General features: G+C 65.6%; 17 protein-coding genes. 6 read left to right on the top strand and 11 right to left on the bottom strand.

Annotated features, from left to right (window positions below):
- Both VFP86_16415 and VFP86_16410 read right to left on the bottom strand, forming a co-directional pair.
- Positions 1-267, bottom strand: a 267-nt coding sequence (locus tag VFP86_16415; protein ID HET9001223.1) for an FAD-dependent oxidoreductase, incomplete at its 3' end; no start/stop codon positions are given.
- Complete coding sequence (locus tag VFP86_16410) at positions 264-2,534, bottom strand: xanthine dehydrogenase family protein molybdopterin-binding subunit (GenBank protein HET9001222.1); 2,271 nt, start codon at positions 2,532-2,534, stop codon at positions 264-266. The genes VFP86_16415 and VFP86_16410, both read right to left, overlap by 4 nt.
- A gap of 278 nt (positions 2,535-2,812) precedes the next feature.
- On the opposite strand from VFP86_16410, the gene VFP86_16405 reads away from it, so the two are divergent.
- Positions 2,813-3,712: an LCP family protein gene (locus VFP86_16405; protein ID HET9001221.1), complete on the top strand. Its 900-nt coding sequence runs from the start codon at positions 2,813-2,815 to the stop codon at positions 3,710-3,712.
- A gap of 25 nt (positions 3,713-3,737) precedes the next feature.
- On the opposite strand, the gene VFP86_16400 is transcribed toward VFP86_16405, so the two are convergent.
- Positions 3,738-4,478 (bottom strand): SDR family NAD(P)-dependent oxidoreductase, encoded by a 741-nt coding sequence (locus tag VFP86_16400; protein ID HET9001220.1) that lies wholly within the window; start codon positions 4,476-4,478, stop codon positions 3,738-3,740.
- A gap of 175 nt (positions 4,479-4,653) precedes the next feature.
- On the opposite strand from VFP86_16400, the gene VFP86_16395 reads away from it, so the two are divergent.
- Positions 4,654-5,145, top strand: a complete 492-nt coding sequence (locus VFP86_16395) for a hypothetical protein (protein ID HET9001219.1) — start codon at positions 4,654-4,656, stop codon at positions 5,143-5,145.
- Positions 5,146-5,148: 3 nt separating this feature from the next.
- Here VFP86_16395 and VFP86_16390 read toward each other — a convergent pair whose 3' ends face one another.
- Positions 5,149-5,520 carry a hypothetical protein gene (locus VFP86_16390; protein HET9001218.1) on the bottom strand — a complete coding sequence of 124 codons (372 nt, stop codon included), beginning with the start codon at positions 5,518-5,520 and terminating at the stop codon, positions 5,149-5,151.
- 168 nt (positions 5,521-5,688) lie between these two features.
- Here VFP86_16390 and VFP86_16385 point away from each other — a divergent pair, with 168 nt between their 5' ends.
- Together VFP86_16385 and VFP86_16380 are read left to right on the top strand one after the other, a co-directional pair.
- Positions 5,689-6,150, top strand: coding sequence for a dual specificity protein phosphatase (locus tag VFP86_16385; GenBank protein ID HET9001217.1), 462 nt, complete (start codon positions 5,689-5,691; stop codon positions 6,148-6,150).
- A gap of 65 nt (positions 6,151-6,215) precedes the next feature.
- Positions 6,216-6,923 (top strand): SDR family oxidoreductase, encoded by a 708-nt coding sequence (locus VFP86_16380; GenBank protein HET9001216.1) that lies wholly within the window; start codon positions 6,216-6,218, stop codon positions 6,921-6,923.
- A gap of 93 nt (positions 6,924-7,016) precedes the next feature.
- Here the strand turns inward: VFP86_16380 and VFP86_16375 are convergent, their stop codons facing one another.
- Together VFP86_16375 and VFP86_16370 are read right to left on the bottom strand one after the other, a co-directional pair.
- On the bottom strand, positions 7,017-7,439 hold the full coding sequence (locus VFP86_16375; GenBank protein ID HET9001215.1) for a pyridoxamine 5'-phosphate oxidase family protein: 423 nt from the start codon (positions 7,437-7,439) through the stop codon (positions 7,017-7,019).
- A gap of 467 nt (positions 7,440-7,906) precedes the next feature.
- Complete coding sequence (locus tag VFP86_16370; protein ID HET9001214.1) at positions 7,907-8,416, bottom strand: DUF417 family protein; 510 nt, start codon at positions 8,414-8,416, stop codon at positions 7,907-7,909.
- A gap of 578 nt (positions 8,417-8,994) precedes the next feature.
- On the opposite strand from VFP86_16370, the gene VFP86_16365 reads away from it, so the two are divergent.
- Together VFP86_16365 and VFP86_16360 are read left to right on the top strand one after the other, a co-directional pair.
- Entirely contained in the window at positions 8,995-9,657 is a 663-nt protein-coding gene (locus VFP86_16365; protein ID HET9001213.1) for an RNA polymerase sigma factor, read from the top strand.
- A 5-nt stretch (positions 9,658-9,662) separates the two neighbouring features.
- A complete protein-coding gene (locus VFP86_16360; GenBank protein HET9001212.1) occupies positions 9,663-9,935 on the top strand; it encodes a zf-HC2 domain-containing protein in 273 nt (90 codons plus the stop codon).
- A 129-nt stretch (positions 9,936-10,064) separates the two neighbouring features.
- Here VFP86_16360 and VFP86_16355 read toward each other — a convergent pair whose 3' ends face one another.
- From VFP86_16355 to poxB, 5 genes are all read right to left on the bottom strand, one after another.
- On the bottom strand, positions 10,065-10,370 hold the full coding sequence (locus VFP86_16355) for a hypothetical protein (GenBank protein ID HET9001211.1): 306 nt from the start codon (positions 10,368-10,370) through the stop codon (positions 10,065-10,067).
- Positions 10,371-10,500: 130 nt separating this feature from the next.
- Positions 10,501-11,715 carry a Xaa-Pro peptidase family protein gene (locus tag VFP86_16350; GenBank protein ID HET9001210.1) on the bottom strand — a complete coding sequence of 405 codons (1,215 nt, stop codon included), beginning with the start codon at positions 11,713-11,715 and terminating at the stop codon, positions 10,501-10,503.
- A gap of 124 nt (positions 11,716-11,839) precedes the next feature.
- Positions 11,840-13,141 carry a hypothetical protein gene (locus VFP86_16345; protein HET9001209.1) on the bottom strand — a complete coding sequence of 434 codons (1,302 nt, stop codon included), beginning with the start codon at positions 13,139-13,141 and terminating at the stop codon, positions 11,840-11,842.
- Between the two features lie 425 nt (positions 13,142-13,566).
- Positions 13,567-14,505, bottom strand: coding sequence for an SMP-30/gluconolactonase/LRE family protein (locus VFP86_16340; protein HET9001208.1), 939 nt, complete (start codon positions 14,503-14,505; stop codon positions 13,567-13,569).
- A gap of 20 nt (positions 14,506-14,525) precedes the next feature.
- Positions 14,526-16,178, bottom strand: a 1,653-nt coding sequence (gene poxB, locus VFP86_16335; GenBank protein HET9001207.1) for a ubiquinone-dependent pyruvate dehydrogenase, incomplete at its 5' end; no start/stop codon positions are given.

The raw sequence follows: 16,178 nt of genomic DNA, 5'->3' as shown, positions 1-16,178 counted from the left end.
ATGCGTCCGCCCGTTTTGCAGGACGGTGAGGGTACGCCCAAACAGGCCCCAGACCGCACTGCTCCGCCACACCTCCGTCGACCGGAGGTCGCGCATCAACCCCTCCGCCAAGCCGCGTGCCCCTGGCACGATGACGGCACGCCCGCCGAGGACCGGCCTTTCCTCAAGCAGCAGGGCCCGGCTACCCGCGGCGTGGCACTCCCCTGCGGCCGCAAGTCCGGCGGGGCCACCGCCGACGACCGCAATGGGAACGGTGACCGTGGTCACGCCCGCTCCGTGCGGGCGAGAGCTTGGACTACCGTCTCCGGAACGATGGGAAGCGATTCGACCCGAGCTCCCGTCGCGTCCGCGATGGCATTGCCGATCGCCGCGGCCACAGGGACCACAGGCGGTTCCCCGACCCCCTTCGCGCCAAACGGACCCCGCTCGGAGGGCACTTCGACCAGGGTGGTCCGGATCGCCGGGATATCCGCCGCTCGCGGCAGCGCATAGTCGAGGAACGATCCGGTCGCGAGCGAGCCGTGCTCGTCGTAGATCATCCGTTCCAGCAGGGCCCACCCGATCCCCTGGGCCACTCCCCCGTGGATCTGTCCGAAGATGGCGGCGGGATTGATGGCCCGCCCAACGTCCTGGGCGACTGCGTACTCGATGACCCGGACCCGTCCGGAGTCGGTGTCGACGTGGACCCGGGCGGCATGCACCCCAAACGCGGGGGCGCGCTGAACGATGGCCTCGGATGCCACCCCGAACACCGGGGGATAGCTGGCCCCGAACCCGGACTGGAGCTTGGCCAGCTCCGCGATCGCCACCGTCCGCGTGGGAACACCCCGGACCCGCACCGTCCCGTCCACGATTTCAAGGTCCCCCTCGGCCGCTTCGAGGCGCCGGGCTGCCAGCGCGAGGATCTGCTGCCGCGCGTCCTGTGCCGCTTTTGCCACCGCCGAGCCGACGGTATACATGATCTTGCTCCCACCGGACATGCCCGCGGCCGGCGCATTGTCGCTGTCGCCGGCGATCATCCGAACCCGCGAGAGCGGGACGCCGAGCGTTTCGGCGGCGACCTGGGCCAGCCCCGTGGCGGTGCCGCTGATATCCACGGACCCGACGACCACATGCATGGTGCCGTCGGTGTTCAGCCGGACGCAGGCGCTCGCGGGCTCCATCCCACCAAACCACCCACCCGCGGCGACCCCAATCCCCCGCCCGTCACGGCCCCGATTTCGCCAGAGCGGATCCTCCTGCAGGGCCGCCAGCGATTCCCGAAGGCCGATCCGGGGCCATGTCTCGCCGCTCGGCATCGGGTCACCGCCCTTGGAAGCGTTCTGCAGCCGAAGCTCTATCGGATCGTGACCCAACGCGCGGGCGAGATCGTCGATGACGGACTCCAAGGCGAACGCCGCCTGAGGCGCGCCGGGCGCCCGGTACGCGCCGACCGGGGCTTTGTGCGTGAGGACCTCGCGCCCCTGCACGTCCAGATACGGGACTTGGTACATGCCGCCGAGCATCAACGCGGCGATATTGAGAGGGGCTCCAGGGAGCGCCCCGGCGTCGAACAGCAGCCGCGCCCGAAGGGCGACGAACGTCCCGTCGCGCTTCGCTCCGAGCCGCACCTCGAAGGTCGACTGCGGGGCGGGCGTGGCGGTCCGGAACTCGTCCGAGCGTGTCAGCACGAGCCGGACGGGCCGCCGCAACACCATCGCGAGCGCACCGGCGAGCGGCTCGAGCAGGAGGATCTTGGCTCCAAAGCCCCCGCCCACCGGCATAGGAACGATGCGGACGGAGGACTCGGGCAACCCAAGCACCTGGGAGACATGCTCTCTCGAGTAGAACAGCGCCTGGGTCGCCGTCCACAGGGTCAATCGCTTGGCCGCCGCGTCGTAGTCTGCGACCGTGGCATGCGGCTCGATGTAGGCTTGGTGCACGATGGACGTGCGAAACGTCCGGTCGATCACCAGGTCCGACTCGCGCAACCCTCGCTCGATGTCTCCGCGTACGAAGCGGACACGACTGCTCACGTTGCTGGGCTTCTGGTCTCCGGGATCGTCGTCCACCTTCACCGCTGCGTGAAGGCTCGCCTCGGAGCTTTTGCCGGCGAGCCCGGGCTGCACCAACGGCGCCTCGGGGTCTGCGGCGGCCGCAGGATCCACAAGCGCCGGCAGCGGGTCGAACTCGACCGCGGCCGCCAGGCGCTCCGCCCCATCCGCCGCGGCGGCTTCAGACTCCGCGACCACCACCGCCACGGGATCGCCGGCGAAGCGCACCTCGCCGCGGGCCAAGAGGCAGCGCCCGCGCGTGTTGGGCACCTCGTCGCCGAATGGGAGGTCGTCCGACGTGAACACGGCCACCACCCCCGGAACCGCGCGCGCGGCTGCTGTCGGGAGCCGGCGGATCCGAGCGTGCGCGTATGGGCTGAGGACGAGACGGGCGTGGAGCAGGCCGCGGAGTTCGTGATCCCCGGTAAATCGGGCGCGGCCGGTGATCTTCTCCTCCCCATCTACCCTGGGAAGCGATTGTCCAATGACTGAGAACGCCATGATGATGCACCTCGCTTGTACTGAGAACGCAGGCGGCACCGGATTCTTTCCCGTTACGCATGAATGCCTCCTGCTGATCCGGAATCCCCAAGGAACCTTCGTGTTGGTGGCGAAGAGATGGGACAGGACGACAGATTGACGAAAAGCTGCACGCTCGCCGCGGCGCCCGTCTGCGTCGACTCGCCGTGTGCACTCGGAGGCTCATGACGCAGCGCAGCCCTAGCGGACCCAGTATTAACCTATTGCATCTCCAGGACGCATCTCGTCGGTTGGCCACGGTGCGGCGCGCGGTCGCCGCGAGCGCGGTCCTTCTGCTCGCGCTCGTCCTGGCTCCCGGACCGCTGCGGCCGCCATCCCGCCCGACTTTGCCGCCGGCGGCGCAGCCCACCGGGCGCCCGCCGGTGCCGCACGGCGACGAGCGTTTCCTCATTGTCGGGCTGACCCAGGACCAGCACCGCACGGATTCCATCATGGTCGCCCAATGGGACGCGGTCCGCCATCAGGCCAGGGTGTTGGGGGTGCCACGGGATATCGGAGTCACCATTCAAGGCGTCGGCTACACCAAACTCGTCCACGCGTACGCGTCCGGCGGGGTCGGTCGGACACGCGCCGCTGTGGTGAAGCTCTTGGGGGTGCCCGTCGCGCACTACTTCGTCTTCAGCCTCCCCGCCCTCCGCCACCTCGTCGATGTCATCGGCGGCGTCCCGATCACGGTGGAGAAGCGGATGCTCTATAACGATCACGAACAGGGCCTGTTCATCAATCTCTTTCCCGGTCCCCAAGTGCTGGACGGACCGCACGCCGAGCAATACCTTCGGTTCCGAAACGATCCCGAGGGCGACATCGGGCGGATCCGCCGGCAGCAACACTTCTTGCGCGCGGCCCTCGCGGCGGTTCACCGTCCTCAGGTATGGGTCCGGCTCCCGCAGATCATCAGCACCGCGCGTGCCGAGTTGGGGACCGATCTCACGAGCGAGCAACTGCTCGGTTGGGTGCACGAGATCGACCACTTGGCGCCCGACGCCGTCTCCGCTCAAACCATCGAAGGCCATCCCGCCACCCTGTTCGACAGCATCATGCGGATGCCGCTGAGCTTCTGGGTGCCGGATGCGGAGGACCTGCACGCAAAGGTCCGGTGGCTTCTGACCGGAACGCTACCGCCGCTCCCCAAACCCTAGCCACACCCCGCCGCCGAGCGGGGCGTCAGTACAGGCCGCCGTTGACGTCCACGATGGCGCCGTGGACGTGGCGTGCGCCGGGCCCCGCCAGGAACACGATCACGCCGGCGACGTCATCGGGATGGGCCAGGCGCCCGAGGGGCGTCTTGCGGGCAAAATCCGTTCGTTGCTCCGCCGTTGCGACCTGCCAGAGCAACGGCGTCTCTGTCGGGCCCGGGCAGACACAGTTGACCCGAATCCCCGTCCCCGCCAATTCGGTTGCGAGGTGGCGGGTCAGTCCGATCAGCCCGTACTTCGAACACGTGTAGTGGGCGCCGTTCGTCAAGCTTGCACGGCGGCCGGCGATAGACGACACCAGCACGATCGCTCCCCGCCGCCGTTCCACCATAGAGGGCAGCGCAGCCTGCGCGCAGAGGAAGGCGCCCTTCAGGTTGACAGCGAGAACCCGGTCCCAATTCTCCTCGGAGATCGTCAGGATGGGGTCGGGAAAGCCGATCCCCGCGTTGGCGACCAGGATGTCGACCCCTCCGAACTGCCTGCCCGCGGCCGCGATCATGCCGCCCACCTGCGCCCGGTCCGCCACATCGACCGCGAGCGCGATGCACCGCCCGCCGCGCGCGGCAATCCCGTCCGCCGTGGCCTGCGGCGGCCGGAGGTCGGCGGCGACGACCTGGACCCCGCTCGCCGCGAATTTCTCGGCGGCCGCTCGGCCGATCCCCCCGGCCGCGCCCGTGATCACAGCCGTCAAAGATCTCACCTCGTCCACGCGTCTCCCTCCTCCCGCGTCGAATTCCGACGGGGCGTTCCGTCTCCCACGGCCCGGTCCCTGCACGCTCCGGCGACCGCGCACTCACGTGGGGGGTTGCGCACAGGTCTACGAGAGATCGATTTGAGGTATGTAGCAATAATAAGGTAGATACGGAGAGTCCGGGAGGACGTTCATGCGGCGAATCGTTCTGACTGTCGTGCTGGTTCTATCGCTTGCCACGCCGGCGCTGGCCGCGCCCGGATCGACGGGGCCCGCCGAAGATCAGCTGAACCTGCCGATCAGGCTCGCCTCTACATCGACGCCCACCCCATGGTTTTCGACGGGGGTCGTGGCAGGGCGGTTTGGGGGGGTTCCCGTCGTGGGAAGTTTCACCGGCACCTGGGCGATCGGGCTCATCACGCTGACCACTCACGGGGCGACATTTGCCTATGGGGGCTATGCGTGCATTCGCAAGTCCTGCACCTTCACCGGGACCCTGGCCGGGGTTCGTGTGAAGGGGTTCCCGATCCCGCTCAGCATCCGCGGAGCGGCCACCGCGACCACGAACGCGTTTCCGACCCGTCGCTCATGGATCGCGGCCGTGGCCGGCTGGGCGAAGCGGCACCTCACGCGCGACCAACAGGGAAGGATCGTCGCCGAAGCCGAAAAGATCCCCGGATCGTAGTGCTTAGGGCAGCGCCTCGATCCGGTAGGCCTGAATCTCGTTCCCGACTGGGGACGTCCCCGCCTCCCGGATCTTCGAGAATGTCCCGGTCACCCGGACCCGCTGCCCGTTGCTGAAGCCCTGTTTGTTCCAGGAGAACACGGCGACAAACTCGTCGCCGTCGCTGAGACGAAAGGTCGTATACGGGTTCCCCGCGTTGGAGACCCGTTCTCGATAGGCGGTGATCGTCCCGACAACGGTCACCACCTTGCCGTCATATCTCGCGGGATCCTGGATCAGCGTGTGAACGCTGATCCCTTGATCGGCTGCTACGGCCGGCCCGCACATGACGAGGAGAACGACTGCCGTGAGAAACTGAGACCACACAATCTTCATGTGCGTCACCCCGCTGGGACAGGCGCGCGATTATTAGATAGAAGGATGACGGCACGCACCTGTTCCAACAGGATGTATGCCCTTCCTTATCCCCCCCGTAGCCCTCGCTCCGAGGGAAGAATTGGCGGAGCCCTTAGAGAAGATGATGGCAAGAATCCGTGGGGTCTCATGGAGATCTTCGAAATCCTCGAAAACCAGCTGTACCAGAGCGGCGCGCCCGAGGAGGCGGCGGACTGGCGGCCCATCCTCGAGCGGAGCATCGACGTGGTCGTGGATCTCTACGGGACGTTGGATCCCGGTGTGCCGACAATCCCCAACTCGATCCTCTACATCTTCTGGCCCATCGAGGATATCGCCAGATTGCCGGACATGAAGATCATGGATGCGCTGACGGACTTGGCCGTGCGCTCGATCCGGGACGGACACCGAGTGCTGGTGCACTGCCATAAGGGGAAGAGCCGTTCGGGCCTCTTTAACGCGCTCGTGGCGATGAAGATTCTACACATCGACGGAAAAGCTGCGGTCGATCTCATTCGTCAGCGCCGGCCGGGGGCCCTCGGGAATCAGGTATTCGCCGGGTACCTCGAACAGCTTCCCGCCCCCCCACCCGACGCCCCACCACAGTCATGATCGACGGGGGGCACACGCCGGGAGTGTAGTTTGCCCCTTCGTACCGTGGTATGCTGAGGACCGTCATGGAGGGAGGCATACAGAAAGTCGCCATCGTGACCGGCGCCGGCCGGGGCATCGGCGCCGCGGCTGCCCACGAACTCGCCGCCCGCGGATACCGGCTTGCCGTCCTGTCCCCCTCTGGAGCGCCGGCGGTGGCGCACGCGCACAACGCTCTCAGCCTGGCCGGCTCGGTGTCCAACCCTCGCGACCTGCAAAACCTCGTCGAAGCCAGCCTCGAACGCTATGGCCGGCTCGATGCGGTGGTCAACTCCACCGGCCACCCGCCCAAGGGCAAGCTGCTGGAGATTTCCGACGCCGACTGGCTCGCCGGAATGGATCTGTTGCTGTTGAACGTCGTGCGGATGGCGCGGCTCGTGACCCCGGTGTTCCTGCGCCAAGGTCGTGGCAGCATCGTCAACATTTCGACGTTTTCGGCGTTCGAACCAAGCCGAACCTTCCCCGTGTCCTCCACGTTGCGGGCGGCGCTGGGGAGCTTCACCAAACTGTACGCAGATGAGTATGCGTCCCACGGGATTCGTATGAACAGCGTGTTGCCCGGGTTTATCGAAAGCTATCCGGTGGATGGCGACACGGTACAGCGAATCCCCATGGGACGCGCCGGGAAGCTGGACGAAATCGCCAAGACCATCGCTTTCCTGCTGTCGGATGAAGCCGGCTATATCACCGGGCAGAACCTCCGCGTCGACGGAGGCCTCACACGTTCGGTATAGGCGCCACGATCTTGGCGCGCGTCCAAGGGGGCTTCGTGCGCAAAGCGTCCCAAGTCACTCGAGGCCGGCGGCTCGAGTTCTTCGGGCGTCGGGTTAGGCCGACCGACCCCAGCTTCGTATCCGGTCCGGGACAATCCGAAACATGACTCGATCCGGCGGCATCACATCGCCTCCCCACCGTCGCCCAAGCTCTGGGTGGTACTTTTTCAGGAACGCGCGTGCGAGCGCGCGCCGCTCATCCGACTCGGGGAGGAACTCGGCACGACCCTGGATGGTCACACTACGTAGGCCCGCGGGGCCCCCGGCCTCGGCGACGACGCAGACCCGAGGATCACGCCGGAGGTTTCGGACCTTCTGCGTGTTGGCCTCGCTGATCATGGTGAGCGAGTCGACGCCGTGCAGAAACCAGACGGGCATCGCAAGGGGCGAGCCATTGGCCTGTACCGTCGCGAGCACGACGACGTCTTTCGTCGCGAGGAACCGCTGGATGCCCTCGTCTCCCAGCCGCTCAGCCATCTCTGATGCCCCGCTCTGGGTTACGCTCCGGGGAAAGGCGCGATTCCGCTCGCCCGGGGACCTTCGAGGGTGGGTCCGTTAGTGAAAGCGGTCGAGTGGCGAGGAGGCCTGCTGTCTTGGGGTCCCAGCCGGCCGCGCGGCCTCCAGCCCAGCGAACTCCCGAACGAAACTCGCACACCGCGGGCAGCAGGACGCCGGCTCGGGCTTCGGCGGCGAGGTCAGGACCTTCCAGACTTCGCCGCACTTGGCACATTTGAACCGCAAGACAAAGACGTGGCTCATGTTATCGTCCGTTACCCTGCGGCGCCCAAAAGATAGATCCGCGGCTCCCCATTTCGATCACTCTAGCACGAGGCTTGGACATCACACTATCCCCCGCCCGACGGACTGGGGATGCCCAAACGAAGGTCCCTGATGGACGATGCTCGACCCCCTCCCACACCGATGTCCGCAACGGGGCCGTCCAGTTAAGAGTTCGACGCGAGGAGCGCCTCGCCGGTCGTGTAGATAGCCGCACCGAGCAGAACCAGATCTTTCATCAGAAAGCCCCCGACATCGGATCCGGGGGTCAAAGCTCCCGGCGTTGTGAACAGAAACGACAGGGTGGTGAGGAAAATGACGACCCCTGCAAGGCTTCCCACCGCCGATGCCCTCGGCGAGACTCGCCGGAGCGCGATGAGGATCCCCGTTGTAATCTCTACGAGCCCGAAGAAATTGGACACCCCTTGAACGCTCAAGACATGATACATCCAGCTGAGAAACGGACTGTGGGCCACTAACGGCTGGATCCCTCTCGCCTCGAACGCGAAAAACTTCATCGAGCCGATCACGACGAGGAGGAACACCAGCCCATACCGGAGGATCCCGGTGCCGATGCCGGTCAGGCGTTCGCCCCATGCCACCTCCGCTGCGGAACGTTCGCCCTCATCTCTGCGGTTTATCGCGACGGCTGCTCCTTTGACGTCCATAGTGTTCATGGTCGACCCCCTTCGTTGAGTGTGATGCTCACCTCGGCCATGTAGTCTCGGCTTTGTCGCCATCGTTACACACGTGGCGTGTGTAACAACCGTGTTCACGCGGGCCAAGATGGGAATGCCGGCCGGCCGGCACGGGTTTGATGAAGAGCGGAACGGAACGAAAAGGGAGGAGGGCGATCATGGGTTGGTACCGATGCTCGTGCGGATTCACGATCAAAGCGACGCCTCGGTTTGGCGACTCGATCGTCTCCGTGAACCACCTGCATAGGGCTGCGCGAGTCGACGGGACCTCGGCGATCGTAAGAATGGAGGAGATACCCGATCCGGCACTGGCCGGGACTGCGCGTGAAGCTGCGGTGTCTCCACAGCCTGTGGCCACCCTGCGTCCCCGACGCCGGGCGGCGTAGCACGCTGCGACATCCTGATGTTGCCGCCGTGTTCCGGTGACCCGCGCGGGAGGGGAGTCGGCGTCCGTCGCGGAATGCCCCGAGTCGGTCGGCTTTGAAGCGTGGCTTGAGCAGAAGCGTGGCGCGCCAGAGTTCGTCTGGCCGAGACGTGCCTGCGCGGAGCAATAACCTGTGGTAAGCGACGTTGCGCATACCGACGAAGACACCGAACTGGTCATCGCGCTGCGTGAAGGCGACGAAGACGCATTCGTGATCCTGACAGCACGCTATCATGTCCCCATGTTGAGGCTCGCCTCGATGTACGTGTCAAGGGCGATAGCTGAGGAGGTTGTGCAGGACGCGTGGCTGGGCGTCCTCAAAGGAATCGGTAGGTTCGAGGCGCGCAGCTCGCTGCGGACCTGGATTTTTCGGATCCTGATGAACCGGACGAAGACGCAGATGCAACGCGAGGGGCGCAGCATCCCCTTTTCGGCCCTGGGGGACCCCGCCGGAGAACCGGCCGAGCCGGCCGTCGATCCGGACCGCTTCCTCGATGCCACCCATCCTCAATGGCCCAATCACTGGCGCACGCCTCCTCGGAGTTGGGGGGAGTCTCCGGAAGATCGCTTGCTCGCGAAGGAAACCCAAGCCTACATTCAGCAGGCGATCGACACGCTGCCGCCAACCCAGCGTGAGGTGATCACGTTGCGGGACATGAACGGGTGCACACCCGAAGAGGTCCGCGACCTCCTCTCGGTCTCCGCTGTCAATCAGCGCGTCTTGCTGCACAGGGCCCGTTCCAGAGTGCGTCGGGCGCTCGAGCGATACTTCGAGGAAGGAGAGGGAGGCGATTAGCGAAGATGTCAATTCCTTCGGAGATGGCCTGCAAAGAGCTTGTGGAACTGGTGACCGAGTATCTGGAAGGCACTCTCCCTCCAGCCGATCGGCAGCGGTTTGAGAACCACCTCAAAGACTGCAGCTATTGCGTCATCTACCTGGACCAGATGCGCCAGACCATCCGCACAGTCGGACGGCTGACCGAGGAAGACTTGTCTCTGGACGCTAAGCAGGATCTCCTCCGGATCTTTCGAGATTGGAAAAAAGAGCCGCCTGCCGGGCGTCCAGATCCTTAGGGTCCCAAGGAAGGAGTCCCGGTCGTACACTCAACGGCGGAGCTGCGGCGGACTGACGGCTTCTTGTCTCGACCGCGCCCGCAGCCGCCGAGCCGAGCACCCGGCGGCTGCTTCGCGGGTCGGCAGGGATTACCGGTTGTTGCCTTCCTGTCCGCGGCTCGCGTCAACCGAAACGTCGTGTGCGGGACCACCCGCGAACGTTCCCGGGTTGGAGTCGAAGTACACACTCACGGTCGCCGGCTGAGTCGGCTGGGACACCGGCTCAACAACCCCACGATCTTCCGCGAATGCCGCGCCCGACGCAAATGCCAGACTCGCACCCAACACCGCCACTGCCAGAAGCTTCTGCATCGCACTCACCTCGTTGCTTTCTTGGAGCGCTTCCGCTCCGATTTTGTCCACCATCACAACGAACCCAAGTCTATCTGTGGGCATTCCCAAACCGCCCCACGTTAACAAAGTTGTTACATACCCCTTCACGATATCGTGGTGGGGACGCAACCCAACGAATTTCGCAATCATGCCGAAGCGATCACTGCGAGGTCAAAGCGTTACACGACCGTGATTACCAGGTGCGGAACACGCAACCCGACAGAGCCTCCGCCCCATGCGAAGTCATGAGGACCGTTTCCTCCACGACCGCGGTGCCAAAGCCCGACCTGACCAGCATCGGCTCCAACGCGAAGACGTTGCCCGGCTCCAGCACCGCCTCGCTGATTGCCCGCAACGAGGGTTGTTCGAACAGCGAACAGCCGAGGCCGTGGCCGAACCCCTTCGGCATGTAATCGTCCGCGAACCCGGCGCGTTCGGCGATGCCCCGGGCGACGGCGATGAGGTCCTGCACCCGTGCGCCGGGCGCGGCCTTTGCGAGGACCGCTTCGAACATCGCAAGCCCGGTCTCGAGGAAGCGCCGCTGCTCGGCCGACGGCGCCCCCACAACGAGGCAGCGCGAGACGTCCGCGCAGTACCCGTCGCGCACAGCGCCCATGTCGAGGAAGACCATATCGCCCCTTTCAAACACGCGAGCCGCGGGTGCGCAGTGCTTGAGCCCGGCCCGGGGCCCGCCGGTCACCGCGCTCGCGAACGCGAGCTCATCGGCGCCCTCTGCGAAGGCCACGCCGTGCGCCTTCGCGGCGACCTCCCGCTCGGTGACGCCGGGGGCAATCGTCTCAATTGCCGCTTCGTGCATCCGCCCGGAGATCCGCGCGGCGCGGCGCATCACGTCGATCTCGAGTGGCGACTTGCGCGACCGCACATCGAGGAGGAGGGTATCGGCGGGAATGAGCGCGGCATTCGGCAGGCGCTCCTGAAGTTCGGTGAGGACGCCGTGTGGGATGATCGCGTTTCCAGCTACACCGATGCGCTCACGCTGCAGGCCGAGCTCGTGAAGCTTCTCGGCAACCTGACCGGCCACGGTCGTCTCCGGTGCCGAGCTGAAACCGGCACGCTCTGCGGGACGGACATCATCGAGCCAGGTCGTCCAAATCGAAGTGTGCATCGGTTCGCCGTGCATCAACCAGTTGGTCGTGAGCATCGGCGCGCCCGCGAGCGGCACCACGACGAACGTTTCGCCAGGGCCGGCTTCGAAGTTTGCCAGGTACCGAGCGTGCCCAGGATCGCTGTTGTTGGCAAAGGCCAGAAGCGCCGCCAACCGGTGGCGTGGAAGACGATCCCGGACCTCCGCGAGGCGCCGTTCGTACTCCGAGCGGGGAAACGGCAAAACGGTCCACGCCCGTCGGTCCTCTGGTCCATACGGCACCTTCGCCCGGTAAGCCGGCATCCTCTACCTCCTCACGCAACCGGCAGGCGCCCCACCGCGCGGATCGTCTGCCGCATCTACCGCAGAGTGTTTCTGCAGCGGATCGGCAGCCCCCTCGACCGATGCTAGGGGCGCGAGAAGACCATCACCGGCTATTGCCATTCTCACGCGTGTTATCCGGCACTTGTTGCGGCGAAGGGGGGATGGATGTCTCGAGGACCCGGTCGAGCAACACGGCAATGACTCGATCGGCCCCCGCGGCTAACAGATCACTGTGCCCCACCGGGCCGAGGTTGACCCGAGCCACATCCGGAGTCATCAGGGCTGCCACGCCGCTCCCTCCATGAATCGGAAGCCCCTGCGCGCTGTCTGCGAGTACGACGCCGTCTCCAGAAGCGAGATCTCGGCTTTGGCCACCCTCGGTCACACCGGCCAGGGTGTTTGAGTCATCCCCGCCGCGACTTCCATAGAACACCCACACGCGAACCCCCTTAGGGATCGGGCGAGCGTTGAGCTGCGCGAGCGCGGGATTATCCCCGTCCGGCGGCATGGACCACGGCTCCGTCGGGGCAGCCCGCCAGAATGGGAACGTCGGCATCAGCGCGCGTGCCGCTGGGGCGTGCGCAAAGTAGGCAAACGGGAGAAAGGTGGGCACGTTGCGGTATGTGTACGCCAGGACGGATCCCTCATTCGGCACCCCAACGAGTATCAGCCGGCTGACCAGCGTTCCCCACCCGTCTACATCGAATTGGACATTCCACCGGGCCAACAGGCCGCCGAGGCTGTGGCCGATGACGTTGATCTTCCCCGCGTACGCTCGGGCCAGGACGACCCGGCGGACGGACTCGGCAAGCCGGTGGGCCCCCTCTTCCAGCCCAACCTGGTGGGAAGGATACTGAAACAGGAACAGCGTGGGAGCGCGCCCCTCGGCCTGGTAGCCGCGCCGGATGAACGGCGAGAGCATCACCTCGTGCTGGCGGTTGAGCTCGTTCGCTACTCCAGGGACTATGACGGTCGGGATGAGCAGCGTCACATTCCGGCTCGCCGTCGCCGCGCGATTCCCCTGGCGGACTGTCACCTGCACCGGGAATCGCACGTTGTCCGTGAACGGCCGGACCGGTGTAAACTCGCCCACCTTTACGACGCCTACCCGGACGGCGCCTGCCGGGAAGTCGATGTCCATCGAAAAGCGGGGCGGCAAGGGCGTCAGCAGGAGCGATCCCCGAGCCCGGACGTCACCGATCCAGGCTTCCAAGGTGATGTCCGGACTCTCGGCCGCTTGGGGGTCCAGTCCCGACGTGGCGACATTGACTCGCAAGATGTGCCCGTCGACTAGCCCCACGTCCGAAATGCTGACCCCGGGAGACTGCACCGGCTGGCCAATTGCGGCGGCGGTCATCCCAGTGAAGAGGGCGACAACGATAGTAGCGATGATCGTGTTACCCATTTTCACTCTCCTCCCTCCCGGGAGAGCGCGCGCCAAACATCGAGCGCCGAAGAAAGAAACGGCCATTTTCCGCTGACAGCACTCCCCAAATGTTCAAACCTGGGACAGGCTCAATCTATTTCCTTTCTCTGCCCCGCCAGCCAGAGCTGTGCCTCAAGAAAAACCCGGGGGAGCTGATCGACCTGGTGCACGCAGGCAAGAGAATGGTGCCCGCTGGAGTACCCGACACTCGCCGCGGATCTTGCTGCGGTGCGCGCGGTTCGCCGGCGGCTCCCGGGCCGCGCCCATCCTGGCTGAACCGCTCCGCATCGTCGATGGCGCCGCTGTGATCCCAGGTCGACCGGGTACGGGGGTCGACTGGGACGGAGCGGCGGTCGTCCGCTATCGGTCCGAATGATCGAAGACGGTGACCCCCTCGTGCAGGACTAGCCGCCCGGCGCCCCCTGCGTATTCACGTAGAGCGCGTAGAGTGATTTGCTGGCCGCCATGAACAGCCGATTCCGCCATCGCCCACCGAAGCAAAGGTTGGCGCAGCGCTCGGGCAGCGCGATATGCCCGATGGGCTCGCCGGCCGAAGAGAATATGCGCACCCCATCCAACTCGGGCTCGCCCATGCCCCACCCGCACCAGAGATTACCGTCGACGTCGCAGCGGAACCCGTCCGGCGTGCCGGCACCGGCGTCGATCAGCACGCGGCCGTTGGCCAGCTTGGTGCCGTCCGCCACCACGTCGAAGACCCGAATCTTGCGCGGAGACGCCCGCGACTCGACCACGTAGAGCCGAGACTCGTCCGGTGAGAAGGCCAGGCCGTTCGGGCCGTTGATGTCATCGGCCATCACGTTCGCCCGACCGGTCTTGCCATCGATGCGGTAGACGTTCGCGGGCAGCTCTTGCGCCGCCTGATGCCCTTCATAATGGCCGAGTATGCCGAACGGCGGGTCCGTGAACCAGATCGAGCCGTCCGATTTCACCACGACATCGTTCGGGGAGTTGAGCGGTTTCCCGTCGAACCGATCGAGCAGCACGGTGATGGCGCCGTCGTATTCCGTCCGCGTCACGCGCCGCGTGTCGTGTTCGCAGGTGACCAAACGGCCTTGATGGTCGCGGGTGTTGCCGTTGGCGTTGTTGGACGGCCTGCGAAAGACGCTGATCGCGCCCGTCTCTTCCTCCCACTTCATGATGCAGTTGTTCGGGATGTCGCTCCACAGCAGGAATCGCCCATCGCCGAACCACACCGGCCCCTCGCCCCAACGGAATCCCGTCGCCAGGCGTTCGACTGCCGCCTGACCGAGCCGATACTTTGCAAAGCTCGGATGCAGCACCCGGACGGCAGGATCTGGATATCGTTGGCTCGGCTCCCACATCGCGTCTGCGCCCCTCTCGTCTATCGGAAGAGGTTGGTCTTGGCGAGGTCGATGAGCTCATCACCGCGTCCATTGAGCACCGCTTTGACCATAAACACGGCGAACCCCCTCATCTCGTCCAGTGTCAGCGACGGCGGCATGGATAGTTCCTGGCGGTTCACCGCCACATCGAGGAGCGCGGGCCCGTCGTGACTGAGGGCCTGCAGAAGCATCGGGCGCACGTGCTCGGGGGTCTCCGCTCTGAGGCCCAACAGGCCTGCCCCTTCCGCCATCTTCGCGAAATCGGGGTCGCGCAGCTCTGTGGCGAAATCCAGGAACCCCGCGGCTTTCATCTCGAGCTCGACGAAGGAGAGGGCGCCGTTATTGAACACGACCAGCTTCACGGGCAGCTGCAATTGCCGGAGGGTCAGCAGATCCCCCATCAGCATCGCCAGCCCACCATCGCCTGAGAGCGTGATCACTTGGCGGCCCGGATACGTTAGTTGCGCGCCGATGGCCTGTGGCAGAGCTCCGGCCATCGAGCCGTGCGTGAAGGAACCCAGCAGCCGCCGTGTGCCGTTCATCGTGAGATATCGAGCGGCCCAGATGGTCGGCGTTCCCACATCGACCGCGAAGATGGCGTCGGGCGCCGCGACCTCGTCGAGCACCCGCGCCACGTACTGGGGGTGAATCGGCTTCCGGCCGGAGTCCCCTGTCGCCAGTTCATCCAGACCCCGGCGCGCTTTCTGATAATGCTGCAGCGAGGCCTCCAAATGTCTGCCCTCGGTCTTTTGGAGCAGCTGGGGCAGCAGGGCCCCGAGGGTCGTTTTGACATCGCCCACCAACCCGACGTCGATCTTCGCACGCCGGCCAAGCTGTTCTCCGCGAATGTCGACCTGAATGATCGTCGCGTGCTCAGGGAAGAACTGCCGGTACGGGAAGTCGGTCCCGAGCATCAACAGCGCATCGGAGTCCATCATGGCGTGATAGCCGGAGGAAAACCCCAGCAGGCCCGTCATGCCGACGTCAAAGGGATTGTCGTATTCGATGAATTCTTTCCCCCGCAGCGCGTGCACGATCGGCGCCTTCAGCTTCCCCGCCGTCTCGATCAGCTCGGTGTGTGCTCCAGCGCAGCCCGCTCCACCCAAGATCGTGACCCTTCGCGCCTCGTTGAGAATGCCGGCCGCGGTGGCGAGCTCCTGGTCCGAGGGTCGGATACTTGGATGCGGTTCCGAAAATCGGAGGCGCGGCTGCTGCTCGGCGGCCTCCCTCAACGCGATGTCACCGGGCACCACGACGACCGCGACCCCGCGGCGCGCCAGGGCGGTCCGGATCGCGATCTCCAAAACGCGAGGCATCTGCGCCGGTTGGGAGATCAGTTCGCAGTAGTGGCTGCAGTCACGAAAGAGATGTTCGGGGTGGGTCTCCTGAAAATAGCCGCTCCCGATTTCAGGGCTCGAGATGTGCGCCGCGATTGCGAGGACGGGGACGCGGCTCCGGTGAGCGTCGTAGAGGCCATTGATGAGATGGAGATTTCCCGGTCCACAACTCCCGGCGCACACGGCGAGGCGACCGGTCAGATGCGCCTCTGCCCCGGCGGCAAACGCCGCGGTTTCCTCGTGCCGGACGTGACACCAGCGGATATCGTGCCGCGGACGAATCGAATCGGTGATGCCGTTGAGGGAATCCCCCGC

This window comes from bacterium (assembly GCA_035703895.1).
GTDB lineage: Bacteria > Sysuimicrobiota > Sysuimicrobiia > Sysuimicrobiales > Segetimicrobiaceae > Segetimicrobium.
The sequence above is the reverse complement of the archived record's forward strand: the minus strand, read 5'-3'. Positions and strand labels throughout refer to the sequence as shown.

Coding starts and splice junctions, on each gene's coding strand:
- VFP86_16410 (HET9001222.1), bottom strand. CDS start 2,534: ATGGCGTTCTCAGTCATTGGACAATCGCTTCCCAGGGTAGATGGGGAG.
- VFP86_16395 (HET9001219.1), top strand. CDS start 4,654: ATGCGGCGAATCGTTCTGACTGTCGTGCTGGTTCTATCGCTTGCCACG.
- VFP86_16390 (HET9001218.1), bottom strand. CDS start 5,520: ATGAAGATTGTGTGGTCTCAGTTTCTCACGGCAGTCGTTCTCCTCGTC.
- VFP86_16385 (HET9001217.1), top strand. CDS start 5,689: ATGGAGATCTTCGAAATCCTCGAAAACCAGCTGTACCAGAGCGGCGCG.
- VFP86_16380 (HET9001216.1), top strand. CDS start 6,216: ATGGAGGGAGGCATACAGAAAGTCGCCATCGTGACCGGCGCCGGCCGG.
- VFP86_16375 (HET9001215.1), bottom strand. CDS start 7,439: ATGGCTGAGCGGCTGGGAGACGAGGGCATCCAGCGGTTCCTCGCGACG.
- VFP86_16370 (HET9001214.1), bottom strand. CDS start 8,416: ATGAACACTATGGACGTCAAAGGAGCAGCCGTCGCGATAAACCGCAGA.
- VFP86_16360 (HET9001212.1), top strand. CDS start 9,663: ATGTCAATTCCTTCGGAGATGGCCTGCAAAGAGCTTGTGGAACTGGTG.
- VFP86_16355 (HET9001211.1), bottom strand. CDS start 10,370: ATGCCCACAGATAGACTTGGGTTCGTTGTGATGGTGGACAAAATCGGA.
- VFP86_16350 (HET9001210.1), bottom strand. CDS start 11,715: ATGCCGGCTTACCGGGCGAAGGTGCCGTATGGACCAGAGGACCGACGG.
- VFP86_16345 (HET9001209.1), bottom strand. CDS start 13,141: ATGGGTAACACGATCATCGCTACTATCGTTGTCGCCCTCTTCACTGGG.
- VFP86_16340 (HET9001208.1), bottom strand. CDS start 14,505: ATGTGGGAGCCGAGCCAACGATATCCAGATCCTGCCGTCCGGGTGCTG.